Origin of the sequence: Dysgonomonas sp. Marseille-P4677 (genome assembly GCF_016652235.1) — a bacterium.
Classification (GTDB): domain Bacteria; phylum Bacteroidota; class Bacteroidia; order Bacteroidales; family Dysgonomonadaceae; genus Dysgonomonas.
On the sequence record NZ_JAEPKU010000077.1, the window covers coordinates 1 to 19,869 of the forward strand.

Annotated in this window: 20 protein-coding genes; 13 read left to right on the forward strand and 7 right to left on the reverse strand. The window is 35.5% G+C overall.

Annotation, left to right across the window (positions count from 1 at the left end; genetic code table 11):
• Positions 1-123 precede the first annotated feature (123 nt).
• The 4 genes from serS to JGH11_RS12965 all read left to right on the forward strand — a co-directional run bounded on the left by serS (position 124) and on the right by JGH11_RS12965 (position 3,842).
• Positions 124-1,395 carry a serine--tRNA ligase gene (serS, locus tag JGH11_RS12950; RefSeq protein WP_201112437.1) on the forward strand — a complete coding sequence of 424 codons (1,272 nt, stop codon included), beginning with the start codon at positions 124-126 and terminating at the stop codon, positions 1,393-1,395.
• 96 nt (positions 1,396-1,491) lie between these two features.
• Positions 1,492-2,019 carry an SPOR domain-containing protein gene (locus tag JGH11_RS12955; RefSeq protein WP_201112439.1) on the forward strand — a complete coding sequence of 176 codons (528 nt, stop codon included), beginning with the start codon at positions 1,492-1,494 and terminating at the stop codon, positions 2,017-2,019.
• A 192-nt stretch (positions 2,020-2,211) separates the two neighbouring features.
• The gene (locus JGH11_RS12960; RefSeq protein ID WP_201112441.1) at positions 2,212-3,063 is read left to right on the forward strand and encodes an SPOR domain-containing protein; all 852 of its coding nucleotides are present in this window, start codon (positions 2,212-2,214) and stop codon (positions 3,061-3,063) included.
• A 20-nt stretch (positions 3,064-3,083) separates the two neighbouring features.
• On the forward strand, positions 3,084-3,842 hold the full coding sequence (locus JGH11_RS12965; RefSeq protein ID WP_201112443.1) for an MBL fold metallo-hydrolase: 759 nt from the start codon (positions 3,084-3,086) through the stop codon (positions 3,840-3,842).
• Positions 3,843-3,845: 3 nt separating this feature from the next.
• On the opposite strand, the gene JGH11_RS12970 is transcribed toward JGH11_RS12965, so the two are convergent.
• From JGH11_RS12970 to JGH11_RS12990, 5 genes are all read right to left on the reverse strand, one after another.
• Positions 3,846-4,424 carry a flavin reductase family protein gene (locus tag JGH11_RS12970; protein WP_201112445.1) on the reverse strand — a complete coding sequence of 193 codons (579 nt, stop codon included), beginning with the start codon at positions 4,422-4,424 and terminating at the stop codon, positions 3,846-3,848.
• Positions 4,421-4,882: an aspartate carbamoyltransferase regulatory subunit gene (pyrI, locus tag JGH11_RS12975; protein WP_201112447.1), complete on the reverse strand. Its 462-nt coding sequence runs from the start codon at positions 4,880-4,882 to the stop codon at positions 4,421-4,423. Before pyrI ends, JGH11_RS12970 begins: the two co-directional genes overlap by 4 nt.
• Positions 4,883-4,895: 13 nt before the next feature.
• Entirely contained in the window at positions 4,896-5,813 is a 918-nt protein-coding gene (gene pyrB, locus JGH11_RS12980; protein ID WP_201112449.1) for an aspartate carbamoyltransferase, read from the reverse strand.
• A 253-nt stretch (positions 5,814-6,066) separates the two neighbouring features.
• Positions 6,067-7,260 carry a saccharopine dehydrogenase family protein gene (locus JGH11_RS12985; RefSeq protein WP_201112451.1) on the reverse strand — a complete coding sequence of 398 codons (1,194 nt, stop codon included), beginning with the start codon at positions 7,258-7,260 and terminating at the stop codon, positions 6,067-6,069.
• Between the two features lie 49 nt (positions 7,261-7,309).
• Positions 7,310-9,172, reverse strand: coding sequence for a hypothetical protein (locus JGH11_RS12990; RefSeq protein ID WP_201112453.1), 1,863 nt, complete (start codon positions 9,170-9,172; stop codon positions 7,310-7,312).
• A 479-nt stretch (positions 9,173-9,651) separates the two neighbouring features.
• Here JGH11_RS12990 and atpD point away from each other — a divergent pair, with 479 nt between their 5' ends.
• The 9 genes from atpD to JGH11_RS13035 all read left to right on the forward strand — a co-directional run bounded on the left by atpD (position 9,652) and on the right by JGH11_RS13035 (position 16,862).
• A complete protein-coding gene (atpD, locus tag JGH11_RS12995; RefSeq protein WP_201112455.1) occupies positions 9,652-11,166 on the forward strand; it encodes a F0F1 ATP synthase subunit beta in 1,515 nt (504 codons plus the stop codon).
• 10 nt (positions 11,167-11,176) lie between these two features.
• Positions 11,177-11,425 (forward strand): ATP synthase F1 subunit epsilon, encoded by a 249-nt coding sequence (gene atpC, locus JGH11_RS13000; RefSeq protein ID WP_201112457.1) that lies wholly within the window; start codon positions 11,177-11,179, stop codon positions 11,423-11,425.
• Between the two features lie 4 nt (positions 11,426-11,429).
• The gene (locus tag JGH11_RS13005; protein ID WP_201112459.1) at positions 11,430-11,828 is read left to right on the forward strand and encodes a hypothetical protein; all 399 of its coding nucleotides are present in this window, start codon (positions 11,430-11,432) and stop codon (positions 11,826-11,828) included.
• 1 nt (position 11,829) lies between these two features.
• The gene (atpB, locus tag JGH11_RS13010; RefSeq protein ID WP_201112461.1) at positions 11,830-12,927 is read left to right on the forward strand and encodes a F0F1 ATP synthase subunit A; all 1,098 of its coding nucleotides are present in this window, start codon (positions 11,830-11,832) and stop codon (positions 12,925-12,927) included.
• Positions 12,928-12,982: 55 nt separating this feature from the next.
• Entirely contained in the window at positions 12,983-13,231 is a 249-nt protein-coding gene (gene atpE / locus JGH11_RS13015; RefSeq protein WP_006799681.1) for an ATP synthase F0 subunit C, read from the forward strand.
• Positions 13,232-13,255: 24 nt separating this feature from the next.
• Positions 13,256-13,756: a F0F1 ATP synthase subunit B gene (gene atpF, locus JGH11_RS13020; protein ID WP_201112463.1), complete on the forward strand. Its 501-nt coding sequence runs from the start codon at positions 13,256-13,258 to the stop codon at positions 13,754-13,756.
• A gap of 5 nt (positions 13,757-13,761) precedes the next feature.
• The gene (locus JGH11_RS13025; RefSeq protein WP_201112465.1) at positions 13,762-14,316 is read left to right on the forward strand and encodes a F0F1 ATP synthase subunit delta; all 555 of its coding nucleotides are present in this window, start codon (positions 13,762-13,764) and stop codon (positions 14,314-14,316) included.
• Between the two features lie 70 nt (positions 14,317-14,386).
• A complete protein-coding gene (gene atpA, locus JGH11_RS13030; protein ID WP_201112467.1) occupies positions 14,387-15,973 on the forward strand; it encodes a F0F1 ATP synthase subunit alpha in 1,587 nt (528 codons plus the stop codon).
• Between the two features lie 7 nt (positions 15,974-15,980).
• Positions 15,981-16,862, forward strand: a complete 882-nt coding sequence (locus tag JGH11_RS13035) for a F0F1 ATP synthase subunit gamma (protein ID WP_201112469.1) — start codon at positions 15,981-15,983, stop codon at positions 16,860-16,862.
• A gap of 77 nt (positions 16,863-16,939) precedes the next feature.
• Here the strand turns inward: JGH11_RS13035 and JGH11_RS13040 are convergent, their stop codons facing one another.
• On the reverse strand, positions 16,940-18,508 hold the full coding sequence (locus tag JGH11_RS13040; protein ID WP_201112471.1) for a hypothetical protein: 1,569 nt from the start codon (positions 18,506-18,508) through the stop codon (positions 16,940-16,942).
• A gap of 11 nt (positions 18,509-18,519) precedes the next feature.
• Positions 18,520-19,683 (reverse strand): ATP-binding cassette domain-containing protein, encoded by a 1,164-nt coding sequence (locus tag JGH11_RS13045; protein ID WP_201112473.1) that lies wholly within the window; start codon positions 19,681-19,683, stop codon positions 18,520-18,522.
• Positions 19,684-19,869 lie beyond the last annotated feature (186 nt).

Below are 19,869 nucleotides of genomic sequence, written 5' to 3' on the forward strand. Positions count from 1 at the left end.
GTTAGTATAATGAGATATGGTTGTTTTAGTGGACTTTTCTTATTTTATCTTTTAATGGTTAAGGATAAACTCTAGATTCTTAAAATATTTATAACTTTGCATGTAAAATAAAAAAACAGAAATATGTTGACGCTGAAAACAATTAGTGAAAATCCAGAATTGGTAATAAAGAAATTAGCTAAAAAACATTTCGACGGAAGAGAAATAATAGAAAAGGTTTTAGATATAGATCAAACCCGAAAAAAAACACAGACAACACTTGATGCGAGCCTTGCCGAATCAAACAATTTGTCGAAACACATCGGACAATTGATGAAGGAGGGAAAGAAAGATGAAGCAGAGGTCGCAAAAAACAGGGTGGCTGAATTGAAAAGCGAAAACAAATTGTTAGAAGAAGCTTTGCGTCAGGCAGAGCAAGATTTACAGGAGTTATTAGTACTTATACCGAACCTTCCTGCAGATGAAGTTCCGGAAGGACGTGTTGCTGAAGATAATGTAGTTGAAAAGACGGGTGGAGTTATGCCTGATCTGGGAGAAAATGCTTTGCCGCATTGGGATTTGGCTAAGAAATATGATCTGATAGATTTTGAGTTAGGAGTAAAGATCTCCGGAGCAGGTTTTCCTGTATATAAAGGAAAAGGTGCACGTTTACAGCGCGCATTGATTAATTTCTTTTTAGATAAAGCACGTGATGCCGGGTATCTGGAAGTGCAGCCTCCATATGTAGTAAATGCTGCTTCTGGTTACGGAACAGGGCAGTTACCTGATAAAGAAGGGCAGATGTATCATGCGACGATCGATGATTTGTATCTTATTCCTACTGCTGAAGTTCCTGTTACAAATATTTATCGTGATGTTATTTTGGAAGAAAAAGATCTACCGGTAAAGAATGCTGCATATTCGGCATGTTTCCGTCGCGAAGCGGGTTCTTATGGTAAAGATGTGAGAGGGCTAAACCGTTTGCATCAGTTTGATAAAGTTGAGATTGTGCGTATCGATACACCAGAGCATTCTTACGAATCATTAAAGGAAATGATAGCACATGTACAAGGCCTTGTCGATGAACTGGAATTGCCTTGGCGTATCCTACGTTTATGTGGTGGAGATATGAGCTTTACATCAGCGCTAACATTCGATTTTGAAGTTTATTCTGCTGCACAGCAACGCTGGTTGGAAGTAAGCTCTGTTTCCAATTTTGAAAGTTATCAGGCAAATAGGTTAAAATGTCGTTTCCGTGATGCCGATAAGAAAATACAGTTAGTACATACATTAAATGGTAGTGCTTTAGCTCTACCTCGTATTGTAGCTGCCCTGTTGGAAAATAACCAGACAGCCGAAGGTATTCGTATTCCGAAAGCTCTTGTTTCTTACACTGGTTTTGAATATATTAATTAAAGTGAAAAAGAAACTATTTGGCTCAAAAAGCTGTTATTCTAAATATAATGTATTAATTTTGCGTTAAATGTTAAAACTAAGATAATTGTATAAGTTATGAATAAAAAACTAATAGGAATAGGATTGGCCGTAGCCTTTATTATAGGATTCGGTTCTTGTAAGCCGAAACAAAGCGCTTACAAATCAGTTTATGAGGCGGCTAAAGAAAGGGAAGTAGAAGAAAATACAACGGCTCCTTCAACTTCAGTTTCAAAACCGGCAACGACCCCTAGTTATACTTCATCTACATCAGAATCGGTAAGAAAAGAAAAAGTTACTCCTGTATACGAAAGCGATATGTCAGGTCTTAAAGCATATAGTGTTGTTATTGCTGCTATGGCTACAAAACCTGGAGCTGAACTTTTAAAAGAACGATTTAGTAAAGATGGATACAATATTATTCTAGCTCGTAACGAACAAGGAATGTATCGTGTTATTATTGCTAGTTATGACTCTAAGGAACAGGCTGTAGCTAAGAAAAATGAGATACTTTCTCACTATTCGGAAATAAGCGATTTAGCTTCATTGAAGAGTAAATATGGTATCCCTTTTAATGATTGGTGGATCTTGCAAAGAGAATACTAAAAATACATCATACAAAAAATAAAGGAGGGCTATTTTAGCTCTCCTTTGTTTTTGTAATAGGCTAGGACTCGAAGTATTACTGTTTTGTTAGTTTCTTTATGCAAGAATGCGGTTTACTTTTGTTTTTTTTTATCTTTGTATATTGTATGATCAATGGTGTATGTTTATTATTTGCAAACACATAATTTTTTTATGAAAACTTCAATTTACACAACTTTACTTATCGCTTTTATCTTTACAGTACAACCGAGCTTGTCTCAAAACAAGAAATACAAAGATTTTTATAAATCTGTAAATAAAGCGCATCATAATGCAAAAATGATTAAGTCTGGAAATACTGAAAATTCAGATGTCATTTTAGAAACAGTTACTCCGGCTGAGTTAGATTCCTTGATGAAAAATATGGTAGGAGTAACAGATATAATGGTAGGAGGAAAGTCTATCTTACATCCGGTTATAACACTTGAATTAGATCCTGCATCTTCGGCATCTGAAGCATTGTTTGGAGAGGTTGAGACATTGGAACGATCACCTATGGTTGGACGTGCTTACTTAGAACCAAAAATAACCGGAATAGCTACAGTTAAAAGGAAAGCCGAAGAAACAACTGTTGCCACAACAACCTCACCCATATCTAAGGAGCCAACAAAGGTTGTCTCAGATAAAGTAAATGAACCAGTTAAATCATTTGATAATTTAACAGAAGGAGATTGGAAATTGTTCAGAGCAGTTGATATATCTTTGATGAATCAGACTGATCAGGCATTCTTGAAAAAGTATTCTATTGTTTTAGGCACTTTTAAAAGTCTGAATAATGCAGATTTTATCAAAAGAACGTTTAATAGTATGGGAGAGCACTCAATCGTTGTTCAGAATTCGGTTGGAAGGTATTATGCTTTGCTAGGAAGCTTTGATACAGAGGCTGAAGCGGTACAGGCTTTGGATAATGTTACAAAAAAATATACTGAAGGTATATCAAAAACGAGAAGAATAAGTCGATTCGGTATTCCATTAGATGATATGTGGATCTTGATCACTAAATAATATAGGGAGTGTTTTGAAGGATGAAAGTAAAGTTCTTAGGTACAGGGACATCGACAGGGGTTCCGGAAATAGGATGCAGTTGCGAGGTTTGCACCTCTGATAATATAAAGGACAGGCGCTTGAGGGCGTCTGTCTTAATAAGCATAAATGAAACTCGGTTATTGATCGATTGTGGTCCCGATTTTCGGCAACAAATATTACCAGAACAATTCTCTAAAATACATGCTGTTTTATTGACTCATGAACATTATGATCATGTAGGTGGAATGGACGACCTTCGTCCTTTTTGCAGGTTTGGTGATGTTGATATTTATGGCAATCGGACGACATTAAATGCGCTCAAGGATAGAATACCTTATTCTTTTACAGAAAATAAATATCCTGGAGTTCCTCTTTTGAACTTGCATGAAATAGAATCGGATGACTTCTTCTCAATTCAGGGAGTAAATATATTGCCTGTAAAATTGATGCACTATAAATTGCCAATATTGGGTTATCGCATTGGAAATTTTGCATACTTGACTGATGTGAAATATATCCCGGAGGAGGAATATGATAAGTTGAAAGATTTGGATGTCCTTGTTATTAGTGCTTTAAGAATAGGTGACCATATGTCCCATCTAAATTTGGCTCAAGCTCTCGATGAAGTAAAAAAGATCTCGCCCAAACAAGCATATTTTATTCATATGTCCCATCAAATGGGGTTACATGATAAGGTAGAGAGAGACTTACCTGAAAATGTATCCTTGTCTTATGATGGATTGGATATAGAATTATAGTTGTTATATTTCTTCCTCTCTCTTTTTTCGTACCGACCAGCCAAAACCTCCTATTTTATTTCCTAGCTCATAGTATTGTCCATGTGAGTATGCTATTGGTTTGGCTTCTTCCAGACTAAATTTCCCTGTGCTCTGGTTTATATATTTTTCATCGGCTTTCACATTTACTACATCAGCTATAAACATATCATGTGATCCTAGGCTCAATATTTCTTTTACCCTACATTCTATATTGAGGGGTGATTCTTCTATTATTGGTGCACTTACTATTGTCGCTTTTGCTGCCGTTAAGTTCATTTCTTCAAATTTATTGAAGTCTCTGCCTGATTTAACGCCACACCAGTCTGTGGCTTGGGCGAGTTCCTCTGTTGTAATATTTATAACAAACTCCATATTACGCTTTATTATATCGTAAGAATGCCGTTCCGGACGTACGGAGATATAGCACATAGGAGGATTAGTGCAAATAGTGCCCAGCCAACTGAGAGTAATAATATTATAGTCTTCCGGGCTACAGCCACAACTAATCATTGCTGCAGGTAGAGGATATATGAGAGTGCCGGGTTTCCAGTCTTGTTTCATTTCAGTATGATTTCCTCTTTTTGAATTTTAATAGTGCAATAATGACATTGTAGTACAATATTTTCACTATCGATGACATCAAAATGCGTTGTCATAGGCTCGTTGTTGGTAATACACTTCGGGTTGTTGCATTTGACAATGCCATCAATCGTTTGAGGTAGCGCTACTTGTTTTTTTTCTACTACAGAATAATCCTTTATGATGTTGAGTACAACATTAGGTGCAATCAGTGCTATCTTATTAATGACATCTTCTTCGAAAAACTTGTCTGATATTTTAATGATACCTTTGTTTTTCATTTTCTTACTTTCCAGATTATTCCCTATTGTTATTGGGTTTTTTAGCTTTTCCAATTCCAGTAATGAAACTACCTTGAATACGACGTTTGATGGTATATGATCTATTGCAGTACCGTTGCATAATGCTGCAACCTGCAATTCTTTTCTCTGCTCTTTCATCTCTTTATAATAATTAGTCTACTTTAATATTTAAGGCATCACATATAACGGCTTCACGTGTAAATACTCCGTTTTTAGCTTGTTCAAAATAATATGCTTTAGGACTATCGTCTACATCTTGCTGTATTTCATTAACGCGGGGTAGCGGATGTAGTATTTTCAAATTGTCTTTAGTATCCTGAATCATATCTTTTTTAAGAATATATACATTCTTTACTTTCTCATATTCCATCAAATCTGTAAATCTTTCTCTTTGAACTCGGGTCATATAAAGAATGTCGGCATTATTAATTACTTCGGGTGAGAAATCGATATCTTCTTTGTATTTTATGCCGTTTTTATCACAGAAATTTTTGTAAGTATCCGGAACTCTAAGTTCTTCCGGTGCGACAAAATTGAATGTAGGGTTGAAATGAGACATACCTATAATGAGTGAATGCACTGTACGGCCATATTTCAGGTCCCCTACAATCGTTATGGTCAGGTTGTCTAAAGTACCTTGTGTCTTGTATATCGAGTACATATCCAACATGGTTTGTGTCGGATGCTGATTTGCTCCATCCCCTGCATTGATAATTGGTATTGAAGATACTTCAGATGCGTAACGAGCGGCTCCTTCCAAATGATGGCGCATAATTATTATATCAGCATAATTATTGACCATAGCAATTGTGTCTTTAAGGGTTTCACCTTTCGAAGAACTTGTTGTTGCGGCATCAGTAAATCCTATAATTCGGCCGCCTAGCCTGTTAATAGCAGTTTCGAAGCTAAGGCGTGTACGCGTGGATGGTTCGAAAAAAAGGGTGGCACAGACTTTTCCTTCCAAAAGTCTTCTATTGGGCGTTTCGTCAAACTTCTTCGTCAGATTAATAATTCTGAGAATATCTTCTTTTGAATAATCTGTAATGGATACTAGGCTTTTGTTACTCATGTCCTTTTATTTGTATAGAAAAGATTTGTATGTGACTCTGTTATATCAAAAAAAATCCTCGAAAAAGAAAACTTCTTCGAGGATAAATATATCTAAATTTTAAAATAATGGCGACTATTAAATAGATTGTCTTCCGGTATAAAATATTGATTATTTAAATTCCAATTTTTCATTTCAATCTATTCTTTATATCAAGTACAAATATAGTTACTTTTTTCGTATAATAGTTTAGTCAAACATTAATTATTTGATATCACATTTCCAAATCCACATCGAATAGTTCATGCCAAGGTAAGCCCTGTTTGTTTAATTCGTCCATAAATGGATCAGGGTTAAATTCTTCAACATTGAATACTCCTGGCTTACGCCAAAGGCCTTGCATAAACATAAGAGCGCCAATGGTAGCGGGTACACCCGTTGTATAACTTACTCCTTGGGCTCCTGTTTCTTTATAGGCGGCTTCATGAGAACAGTTGTTATATACATAATAAGTTCGTTCTTTTCCATCTTTTATGCCTTTTATTCGGCATCCGATGGATGTTTCTCCGGTATAGTTTTCTCCAAGCTCTCCAGGATCAGGTAACACTGCTTTTAGGAATTGTATAGGAACAATTTCTACTCCATTATATATAATAGGATCGATGCGGGCCATTCCGATATTTTGAATAACACGCAAGTGGGTAAGATATTCTTGTCCGAATGTCATCCAGAAACGGGCACGTTTTAATGTCGGGAAATTTTTCACTAAAGATTCTAGCTCTTCATGATAAATCACGTATGATTCTTTAGCTCCTATATTGGGATAATTTAGTGGTTTATGTATGGCATGAGGTTCTGTTTCGATCCATTCTCCATTTTCCCAGTATTTACCTTTTTGGGTTACTTCTCGTATATTTATTTCAGGATTGAAATTTGTAGCAAATGCTTTTCCATGATCGCCGGCATTGCAGTCAACGATATCAAGATAATGTATTTCATCAAAGTGGTGTTTTGCTGCATATGCTGTAAATACACTGGTGACACCCGGGTCAAATCCGCATCCTAAGATTGCAGTTAGTCCGGCTTCTTTGAATTTATCTTGATATGCCCATTGCCAGCTGTATTCATATTTAGCCTCTTCTTTTGGTTCGTAATTAGCTGTGTCAAGATAGTTTACTCCGCATGCCAGGCAAGCATCCATAATTGTAAGATCTTGGTAAGGTAGTGCTACGTTTATAACCAGTTCTGGTTTGAACGAATTAAACAATCTTTTCAAATCCTCTACATCATCAGCATCTACTCGAGCTGTCTGTATCTTATTGCCTCCAATAGCTTTTGCTATAGCATCACATTTCGACTTTGTACGACTGGCTAGCATAATTTCAGTAAAAACGTCAGCGTTCTGAGCAACTTTATGCGCAACAACAGTACCTACGCCACCAGCTCCTATTATTAAAACTTTTCCCATAATAATTGGCTTTTATTTATTTAAAATAATTCTTATTACAAAAATAAGATTAATATAGATAAAGATGATCAATCAATGTTTTTTTGTTGATTTTTATGGGTAAGAATGATTCATATTTAATTCTATAAATAGAATCATATCCAATTTTATATTGTTCAATATTGTTGTTGAGTATATCTACATATTCTTTTTTTGTTTTGAAACCATCTTCTATTTTGTTTCCTCTTGCCTCTATAGTTAAGATACTCTGTAGTTTATTTCCTGAGAACGGATTGAATGGAAGTCCGTCCATACTTGTTGAAGGCAGATTGTCATTAGTCCTATAAAAAGGATCTTTGGATATATAGATGTCGAATCCACCCATAGGGTATGGGGTATAGCTAGTTTTGAATTCTGATGTCCATGGCCTGATTAGTATTGAACTTATAGATTTGTCTTCATACTTTGTCTTTATGATTTCTATGGGACTTGAAGTTCTTCTGATGGAAAGGATAAAGAAGCATATTAAAATGATAAAAGTAAAAGAATAGGTGATCTTAAATGAGAATGACTTTTTAAGCTGAAATAAAAAAGTAGTCAATAGTAGACTGCAACCAAAGATATATCCATTCATGAATCTAAAGTCCGGGGCAGATATGAATCCATGAATAATAGCTATAATTAAAACGAAATATATACAATATATAGCTATATCTATTTTCTTTTTTCGTATTATACTATATATAATAATAAAAGGGGATATTATGAGACTAAATAGGAATAACGCAAAATTAATCATGCTAGTAAACAAAAGTAATTTATGCCCATTTAATCCATTGTCTAATATCCAATATATACTCTGAAAGTCATAAACAAATTCAGCCCATTTAAGAATATGATATTTTTGTAAAATTAATATAGCTTTAGGCATCTTCCAATCGAAGGTAAAGATGTCTATTTCATTTATTGGATATACTAGATATCCAGTTGAAATGATATTGCGGATACACCATAATCCAATAATGAGAAAGGCTGAAATGAGTAGGAATATAATCTGTTTGAAGTTTCTATTCTTTAGTATGTATATGCAGATGCCTAGGCTAATAAGGGCGAAAATAGCCGTAGACAGTTTGAATGTAATAAGCGAAATAGGTAATATAAATGCCAGTAAAGTTTTAGATTTATACCATTGAGGGGTTATTGTGGTTTTCATTGCATAGTAAAAAATAAAAATAATAGGTATAATATCCGTACTTGAATCAGCTAGAAATAGATTCGATGTGCATAGTATTACTAGCATGAAAGCTAGCGATATGAGATAAATAAAGTTGTTTTTTACGGTGAATATTTTTACTATAATCCAACATAAGATTATTACAAATAATGTTGATTGGAAAAGATATGTCGCATCACCAAATAAAAAACGAAACGTAAATATGGCAGATATTAAGAAATAATTAGAATTGAAGCCAAATCGATCTTCGATATTGCCTAGGCCTGGGATAATTCTATATTCTTCATTCCATCTTATATGTTGGTAATGATAGTATAGTTGGTCATATCCAGATGGAGTGAATAGTAAAGTCGTAATTGTAGCCACTATAAGAAGACTGAGTAGTATGATTTGTACTATTGAGAGCTTGTTTATTATACTTCGTATAGTGCCTACATGTTGTTTGAGCTTTTCTTTATTAAATAACCAGTATGTAGAGCTTATAAATATATATGCAGCTAGAACGTAGTGATTTGAGGGTAAGAATAGTGACGATAAAGGTAGAGTAATTGTGATGAAACATACTCCTAATATGCAGGAATCGGGTATGTTATAGTTTTCTTGTATTTTGCAGAATTTATTATATATATCCGTGAATATAGTTCCCCAAGATATGGTGATATAGGTTATTGTAAACCATGATATTAGTATTGCAAACATGTGCTGTTGTGATGTTTGTTAATTTTAATGCAAAAGTAAAATAAAAACACGTAGTTGCAAATAAAAAAGTAAATAGCTATAATGGTTCTTTTCAGATAAATAGAAGTGATAAATGGAAACTATCAAATTCAGTGAAGCAAACCATAGTATTCAGACTGCTTTCTGTTCCTTTAACAATTTTAAAGCGATAGTTAACTAACGTTTAAAAAAAGTAAGTATACTTATTTTTTTGCTGTATAAAAAGATTATTAAAAGTTATTATTATGTATATTTGTTTTGACATTTACAGAAGCGTCTAATGCCGTTTGATTGTTAAAAAAATACACAATTATTATTGTCCCTACGAAAGTTTTATTAATTTTATGACTCAACACTCGGAGTAGAAAGATATATTGTGGTAGTGTTTTTATAACAGTTTAGTACTCTTGTCAAACTATATAATAAGGAATAAATAGAAATAAATAATAAATAAAAAGCTTATGTCACAAATTGTTGGGCATGTATCTCAAATAATTGGTCCGGTGGTGGATGTGTTTTTCGAAACCAGTAATTCCGCACTAAATTTGCCAAATATAAATGATGCCCTTGAAATTAAAAGACCTGATGGTCGCTCTTTGATTCTCGAAGTTAAACAACACATAGGCGAGGATACAGTGCGCACCGTAGCTATGGATAGTACAGACGGTCTTAGCCGCGGACTTGAGGCGATTCCATTAGGGTCGCCTATTAGAATGCCTATTGGCAATCAGGTTAAAGGCCGCTTGATGAACGTTGTAGGAGATGCTATTGATGGTATGAGTGCTTTGGATAAAGTCGATGGAAATCCGATTCATAGAGAACCTCCTAAGTTTGAAGAACTACAAACTACACGAGAGGTTCTTTTCACAGGTATAAAAGTTGTGGATTTGCTTGCTCCTTACGCAAAAGGGGGTAAAGTAGGTTTGTTTGGAGGAGCGGGAGTTGGTAAGACCGTTTTGATAATGGAGCTTATTAATAATATAGCGAAAAAGCATAATGGTTATTCCGTGTTTGCTGGAGTAGGAGAGCGTACTCGTGAAGGAAATGACCTGCTTCGAGAAATGATAGAGTCCAAAGTTGTTCGCTATGGAGAAGAATTTGAGAAAAGTATGGAAGAGGGGCATTGGGATTTATCGAAAGTCGATCCTAAAGAACTTGAAAAATCTCAGATTTCACTAGTTTTCGGACAGATGAATGAACCTCCTGGCGCGCGTTCCGATGTTGCTTTGTCTGGATTGACTGTTGCAGAGTCTTTTCGTGATGCAAAAACGGATGGACCAAAAGATATACTTTTATTTATAGACAATATATTCCGTTTTACGCAAGCCGGATCGGAAGTATCGGCTTTGCTTGGTCGTATGCCTTCAGCGGTGGGTTATCAACCAACTTTGGCTACTGAAATGGGGATTATGCAAGAGCGTATTACTTCTACCAAGAATGGTTCAATTACTTCTGTACAAGCCGTATATGTGCCTGCTGATGACTTGACGGACCCTGCGCCGGCTACCACATTCTCTCACTTAGATGCAACAACAGTGTTGGATCGTAAGATTACTGAAATGGGGATTTACCCGGCTGTGGACCCGTTAGGATCCAGTTCTCGGAGCTTAGATGCAAATGTAGTGGGGCAGGATCATTATGATACAGCACAGCGTGTTAAGGAAATTCTTCAGAGAAATAAAGAACTTCAGGATATTATTGCTATTTTAGGTATGGAAGAGTTGTCTGACGATGACCGTTTGACCGTAAATCGAGCAAGACGTATTCAGCGTTTCTTATCACAACCATTCAATGTTGCAGAGCAATTTACTGGAGTGCCGGGTGTGATTGTTGATATTCAGGATACAATCAAAGGTTTCAAGATGATACTGGACGGAGAGGTTGACTACTTACCTGAGCAGGCATTTTTGAATGTTGGAACTATTGAGGATGCGATTGAGAAAGGTAAAAAGATAATGGCTCAGGCTGCTCAATAAATTATTAAATATGAAGAAATCAGAACTCCAACTCAACATTATATCAGCAGAAAAGAAATTATTTTCAGGTGCTGTAACTTCTGTTGTTATTCCCGGTATTTCGGGAAGCTTCGGGGTTTATCCCGACCATGCTCCATTAATTTCACCACTTACTGAAGGTGTGATAACCTATGTGTTGGATAAAACGGAACATTCATTAGATGTCCATGGCGGTATAGCAGAAGTGAATAATGGAGTTGTGACAATTTGCGTAGTTTGAGAGAATGGACTTTAAAGTTAAGCTTATAATTTCTTTAGTCGTATTTGGTATAGTAATGGGAGCTCTTATTCAAGCATTATTGAATTATCAGTTTCCACAATTTTACCCGAATTGGTACGAAGGTATTTTGCTATTTTTCTTACTATCTGAATCTTTTATCCTCCTTTATGTAGAATCGGCCAGTCGGAAAGTTACGCAGCGACAGATGCTTAATACATACATGCTGACAAAGGTGATTAAAGTTTTTGCAGCTCTTATTTTTGTAGGAGTATATAAGATAGTAGTTGATGAAAATATAAAAAGTTTCGTTCTTATATTTATGATTTTCTATCTTTTATTTCTGGCTTTTGAGTCATACTTATTTTTAAAGATCGAAAAACGCTTAAAGAAAAAACAACAATAGTATGAAGCACTATTTAAAATACATAATGCTTTCTGTCTTTCTTTTTACTGCTGTTGGGGTACAACAAATATCCGCAGCTGAAGGAGAGGGATCTGAAGGTGAATTAAATGTAAAAGAGTTAATTCTCGATCACCTTGCCGATTCATACGAATGGCATATGGCAACATTTGGAGATTTCCATCTTACCATACCATTGCCCATAATCGTAATAGGTGAAACCAGCGGACTACAAGTGTTTATGTCGTCTAACTTTCATCATGGGCATGAAGCTTATAAAGGATTCTATATTGCTCAATCAGGAGATTATAGAGGTAAGATAGTGGAGAAAAATGCTTCAGGAGAAGAAATTCGTCCTTGGGATTTCTCATTGACAAAGAATGCAGTCGCTTTGATTATTAGCTCTGCTTTATTGATTATTATTGTAATGAGTATTGCAGGTTGGTATAAAAAGCAGGCTAGAAGTGGAGAGAAAAAAGCGCCGAAAGGGTTTGTCGGATTCATGGAAATGTTTATTATGAGCGTTGAGGATGATATCATAAAACCGTGTGTTGGTAAGAATTTTAGGAAGTTTTCACCTTACTTGTTGACTGTTTTTTTCTTTATCTTCCTGAATAACATTATGGGATTGATTCCAATATTTCCGGGAGGAGCAAACGTTACCGGTAATATTGCCGTAACGCTTGTGCTTGCTCTGTTTACATTCTTTACTGTGAATCTTTTTGGATCGAAAGAATATTGGAGAGAAGTTTTTTGGCCGGATGTTCCTACATGGTTAAAAGTTCCTATTCCTATTATGCCGGCGATTGAGTTGGTAGGTGTATTCACAAAGCCATTTGCATTGATGATTCGTCTTTTTGCTAATATCTTGGCAGGACACTCTATCGTGTTAGGTCTGACATGCTTGATATTCGTTACAGCAAATCTGGGCCCGGCAATTAACAGCTCTATGACGGTTGTGTCTATTTTGCTTAACGTATTCATCAGTCTGGTTGAAATTTTAGTTGCCTATATCCAGGCATATGTATTCACCATGTTATCGGCGGTGTTCATTGGTTTAGCACAGGTTGAGCCACATCATCATATCGAAGAGAAACATTGAATAAATAAATTTAAATCAAAAATAAATAAATTAAATAATTTAAAATTAGAAAGTTATGTTACTATCAACTTTATTACAAGCAGCAGAAGCTGCAAGCTTAACAGGTTTTGGTGCTGCTCTTGGTGCGGGATTAGCTGTAATCGGGGCCGGTATCGGTATTGGTAAAATCGGTAGCTCTGCAATGGAAGGGATTGCTCGTCAGCCTGATGCTGCTGGGGATATACGTACGTCTATGATTATTGCTGCAGCGTTAGTCGAAGGGGTTGCCCTATTTGCTGTGGTTGTATGTGGATTTATCCTTTAAACCAAATAAAAAAGTAAATAAAATATGAATTTACTCTTACCTGAATCTGGGCTTCTCTTTTGGATGCTTCTATCGTTCATTATAGTTTTTGGCATACTCGGCAAATTTGGTTTTCCTGTGATTACTAAAATGGTTGAGGAACGTAAAAACTATATTCAGGACTCTTTAGATGCAGCTCAAAAGGCGAACGAACAGTTGGCTAAAATAAAAGAAAAAAGCGATGAGATATTGTCGTCAGCCAAAACAGAGCAGGTGAAAATCTTGAAAGAGGCTGCTGATACGCGCGATCGTATTGTTAACGAAGCGCGTGAGCAAGCTAAAGTCATAGGGGCTAAAGAATTAGATGAAATACGGAAACAAATACAAGCTGAAAAGGATCAGGCAATACGTGACATTCGTCGTCAGGTAGCCGAAATATCAGTAGATGTAGCTGAAAAAGTACTTCGCAATTCATTAAAAGACCCTAAAGAACAAATGTCAATGATTGATCGCCTGGTGGATGAAGCTATGGTATCTAAATCTTAACTGTTATGAATGAAGGGATGATCTCTAAGCGATATGCTAAAGCACTATTAAAATATGCAATCGGACAGAATGCTGAGGATACTATGTACTCAGAGATGAAGAAGCTTGCGGCGGTATTTGCTGCCGAGCCTCGGTTGCGTATGGCAATGGATAATCCTATATTGAATACTAAGGATAAACTAGGATTAATTTCGGCTGCTTTGGGAGGAAACCCCAGTAATGAAATTATTAAGTTTATTGAACTTGTTGTCAAAAACAGACGTGAAGTATATTTACAAAACATTGCTTTGTGTTATGTAGATTTATATTGTGAATCTAAACACATAAATACCGGACGATTGGTGACTGCTACGCCGGTGGATAGTACTGTTGTGGATAGAATGAGAGGTTTGCTGCAAAAAGTAAAACCAGGAACTCTTGACTTTGAAACAAGTGTAGACCCTGACATCGATGGAGGCTTTATTCTTTATATAGATACATACCGTCTGGATGCCAGTGTTAAGACTCAACTTAAACGGATTAAGCAACAGCTTATCGCCGAAAACAGTAAGATACAATAGCTTAGTGCCAATATGAAAATGAGTAAGAAACTCATAATTCATAATTTATAACTTATAACTAAATTAATTTATGTCTGAAAATATAAAAGCAAGTGAAGTCTCTGATGTGCTGAAAATGCAGCTGGAGAACATTAGCAGTCGCGTACAATTTGACGAGGTTGGTACTGTTCTTTCAGTAGGAGATGGTGTTGTTCGCATATATGGACTTAAGAATGCAGAGGCTAATGAACTTTTAGAGTTCGACAATGGTATTATGGCTGTTGTGATGAATCTCGAAGAGGATAATGTTGGGGCTGTATTATTAGGTCCTTCCGATCAGATCAAAGAGGGATTTACCGTAAAGCGTACAAAGAGAATCGCTTCCATCAACGTGGGTGATGGCATGCTTGGACGTGTTATTACACCTCTTGGAGAACCTTTGGATGGGAAAGGTCCTATTACAGGCGAACTACTTGAGATGCCACTAGAGCGTAAAGCTCCCGGGGTAATCTATCGTCAGCCTGTTACGCAACCTTTGCAAACAGGTCTGAAAGCAGTCGATGCAATGATTCCGATTGGGCGTGGTCAGCGTGAACTTATTATCGGTGACCGTCAAACAGGTAAAACCGCTATTGCGATTGATGCGATTATTAATCAAAAATCGAATTACGAAGCTGGTGATCCTGTATATTGTATATATGTAGCCATTGGACAGAAAGCTTCTACTGTGGCCAATATAGTAGAAACCTTGAGAGAAAAGGGTGCATTGAAATATACAATTGTTGTTTCTGCTACAGCAGCCGAGCCGGCGGCACTACAGTATTTTGGTGCATTTGCAGGTGCAGCGATCGGCGAATACTTCCGTGATACAGGTCGTCATGCATTAGTTGTATACGATGACTTATCTAAACAAGCTGTTGCATATCGTGAAGTATCCTTGATCCTTCGTCGTCCACCGGGACGTGAAGCTTATCCGGGCGATGTATTCTATTTGCATTCTCGTCTACTTGAACGTGCGGCTAAGATTATCAGTCAGCAGGAAGTTGCGGAGCAGATGAATGACTTACCTCCAAGCCTTAAAGGTAAAGTAAAAGCCGGTGGTTCGCTTACTGCATTGCCAATTATTGAAACTCAGGCCGGTGACGTTTCTGCATATATTCCAACTAATGTAATTTCGATTACAGACGGACAGATTTTCTTGGATGTGGACTTATTCAACTCTGGTATGCGTCCTGCTATTGATGTGGGGATTTCTGTATCACGTGTAGGTGGTTCGGCTCAAGTGAAAGCAATGAAGAAAGTTGCCGGAACATTGAAAATAGACCAGGCTCAGTACCGAGAACTAGAAGCTTTTACTCAATTTGGAGGAGATTTGGATGCTGTAACTGCAATGACGATCGATAAAGGTAAGAAAAATACAGAATTGCTTATACAGCCACAATATACACCTATGGCAGTAGAGAAACAAATTGCGATATTGTATTGTGGTACGAATGGTTTGCTAAGACATGTGCCGACTGATAAAGTACATAATTTTGAAACTGAGTTTCTCAGAACGCTCGAAATGCAATATCAGGCAGAAGTGTTGGATGTCTTGAAAAAAGGTGTAATCAATGAAGATGTAGAAAACATTATAAAGAAAGTTGCAATAGATACAGCTTCTCAATATAAAAAATGATTGAATTATGGCATCTCTTAAAGAAATAAAGAATAGAATAGGTTCGGTAAAAAGCACGAAGAAAATTACTTCTGCAATGAAAATGATTGCTTCGTCTAAATTGCACAAGGCGCAAATGGCAATTAATAACTTTTTACCCTATCAGGCAAAGTTAGATGCCATTCTGACTAATCTGCTTTCTTCGGATATAAGTTATGATTCTCCTTTTACTCAGAAACGTGAGGTTAAGAAAGTTGCAATTGTAGTGTTTGCTTCTAACTCGTCGCTTTGCGGAGGATATAATGCGAATGTAATCAAAGAGTTTAATCTTACATATGGTAAGTATAAGACTTTGGGTAAAGAGAATGTCTTAGTGTATCCTGTAGGGAAAAAAATATTTGATGCTGTAAAAAAAGAAGGAATACAATCTCAGGGTGATTACAGAGAGATGGCGGATAAGCCATCTTATCAGGCTGTGCAAGATTTAGCAAAAGGGCTGATCGAAAAGTATGTGAATAAGGAGTTGGATGAAGTGATATTGATTTATCATCATTTTGTATCTACGGGTACTCAGATACTGAAAAGACTTCCATTTCTTCCGTTCGATCTAAGCCATACCCAAAATGAGACTGATTCTAAATCAAATACATTGACTGATTATATTTTTGAGCCTTCAAAAGAGGAGATATTGGAAAGTTTGATTCCCACTGTACTTTATTCACGTTTGTATGCTGCCCTTTTAGATGCAAATGCTTCTGAACATGCAGCACGTACTATGGCAATGCAAATTGCTTCAGATAATGCGGATGAATTGGTTCAGGACTTGACTATTCAATATAACAAATCGCGCCAACAGGCTGTAACTAACGAATTATTAGATATTATCGGTGGAGCTTCAGCTCTACAATAGGATAAGATTTGCTATTTGATAGAAATAAAACGCCTCTCAACATTAAAGTCGAGAGGCGTTTTGTATATATAAACCAGTTATTCTTCGGCCAGACTTTTCCAATTACGGATTAGAGCACATGCAGGTAGCATCATTAGTATAACAATCGGAATATTTATAAAGAATATATTGAGAATAAAGTCATCTTTATTATAATCATAGTTACCTAATATCTCTTGATATATCATAAAACTAAAGAATGCGAATAGGAGTTGGCATGGTATAAGCCATAATAAGATGTTCATATATATCATCGATAAACCTTTCTTCTTTCTACTCACTATTTTAATTATGATTTTTGAAAGTAGAACTATGAAGAAGATATTCCAAAGAACGAGGGTAAATATTACTACATATTTTCTATTTTCCCAATCTATAGCTTCGCTCACCACAATGGCGGTCAAACAAGAAATGAATATAATAATACCTGTTGATACAAGTGCTATAAGCCACGATTTGCCACTCGTTACTCTGTGTGAGAATACAATAATGGATATTGACAAAGAAAAGCATATACAGATAAGGAATATCCATTTTATGTCTGTATGATCATAATGCGCTACAATCTCATTATATCCGGCTTCTAGTTCAAGATATTGTAAATAGGGTGGTGTTTTAGATAAAGTCTGCATGTAGTCATTACCAAGCGTAGCATCTGTTTCGACTTGTTCAACCGCAATATTGCTTGTGTAGTTGTCATAGCTATATTCATATTCGTACGGACTACAATTCATTATAATGGTTGATTCTTTTACAGGGAAAAATGGAGGGTTATAAATTCGCTTATACCATTCTTCGGTCGTAAGATTAATAGTAAGATTGTGTCTCTTTTGTAAACCGGTAAAGTCTTTCATTATGCTATAAATGCTGTCTTTATTACCCTCTGTTAACCATTGCTTTATCTGCTTATGTCTTTTGATTTTTTGTGCCGATTCATTATCCGAATATTCTGGTTTGTCCTTGTAATAATAGGCATAATAATAATTATAGAAGAGGAGAGATGGTCCGGTATATCCTTTGATGATGAGTCCTGATTGATAATCATATTCAGTATCGTATAAACTGAGATCTAATTTATCGACATCTAGTAGCATATTTTCAGGTATTGGAATAGGTTTGTCATACCCTTTATATGTGTAGTTGTCTTCACTATTTGGTATTAAAACTTTAGCATCTTCAAGGATTTTTAAAGCTTTTTGGGCTTCAGCTAAAGTTGTTACAGATTTCCATTTTGATATATAGCCTCCTGTAAGAGTCAGAGGTATGAGTGTAATGCCTGATGTAATTAAGAAAATCATTATCCATTCCAAGTATAATTGCTTTATTCGTTTTGGATAGAGACTTTTGAAAGCATTATTTCGATTGTAATATATAAGCCAAGCTACTAGTAATAATATGCAAATTAAAATAGAGGCAGTATATAGCAGCTCCATACTGCTTGAGGAATGAGAATAATAGGTTTTATTAAATTCTGTGTCTGTAATTATATAACTAATACTAAAAACAATTAAATGAATGGCTGACAGTATTAGCAACATTGGTACTAATCTTAAATTCCATAAAGTAGGATAATGGAGTAATATATATGTTTGTATTCTTTTTATCATAGTAGTAGTATTTAAGAAAGGAAAAATCGACGTGTTGAATTGGAGATGTTTCTATAATAGGTAATAGGAATCTCGTGTTCTAAAATTATTTTTAGAAAACTATTTTGATCTACTTTATAAGGAAAACTGGCGACATATGTACCTCCGTTGATCTGTAACTTCTCCATCCCTAATTGGTTAAACGCATTATTTAGTTGCTCTTTGTTCCATTCCGATTCAAATTCTACTATAAATTGAGAGATTTCTATATCTGTGACATCAGTGTCGTGTGTGATATTTCTGGGCTGTCCTTCTTTTAGGAAAATGACTGCGTCTGACGTTTTCTCTACTTCGTATAGTTGTTGAGAACTAAGTATAATTCCCAACGGACGAAAAGGAGATCGGGCAATGTCCCGAAAATCATCCAAAACTATTTGTTGAGCTAAAATATCCAGATTGGCCAGAGGCTCATCTATCAACAATAGTTGAGGCTTTCGTAATAATGCTCTCGCTAATTCGAAGCGCATTTTATATCCGGAAGATAAATTTTTCCATTTGTAATTTCTATATTTTCTTAATCCCATACGCGCAATGATCAGTTCTACAGTTAGAATATTCTCTTCACCTGTAATACCATAAGATGCTGCTGTAAAACGTAAATTGGATAATAAAGAGCCTTGCCAAGATGGGGTTCGTTGTGGAATATATATCAATTTTGAGCGAAGGTCAAAGTCGTTTTTATAAGGGAATAAATAGTTTATTTTACCGTTTGTGGGTTTTAGTTCTCCACATAATGATCGTAGTAAGGTTGTTTTTCCATTTCCATTTTCCCCTACAAGTCCTACGATTTTTCCTTTTTCGATTTCCATATTGATAGGTCCTAAAGCAAAAGAAGAATTCTTATAAGATTTAATAAGGTTGTAAACGGATAGTAACAAATCGTTTTCACTCAGAATAACAGGCCTTTCTGATAGCTCAATATAAAGATCATTAAGTATGGACAAGAATCGTTCTTTCTTCTCATTCATATCTTTTATGGGGCTATCCAGCCAGTCTAATAAGCTAGTCGTTTTACGGTAGAATATAATATTTTCTGTATCTAATGTAAGATCTATTATTCGCTTAATAAGTCTATTAAAATCTTCATACTCTATTAATTTTCTGATTTCCTCAAATTCAGTTTGGAATAATGTCATATTTATTTTGTGTTAATGAGAGATTTTATAATTAGAGACAAATATATTTATTTTTCCATAAGTATATTCTTTTATGTTGAATTAAACCTTAGAATCTTAAAATACGATACTGAATTCGGTTGTTTCATAGCCATGTCAATTAGTTAATTAATAATCATATAGTTTTTTAAAAGCACGAGTTATTAT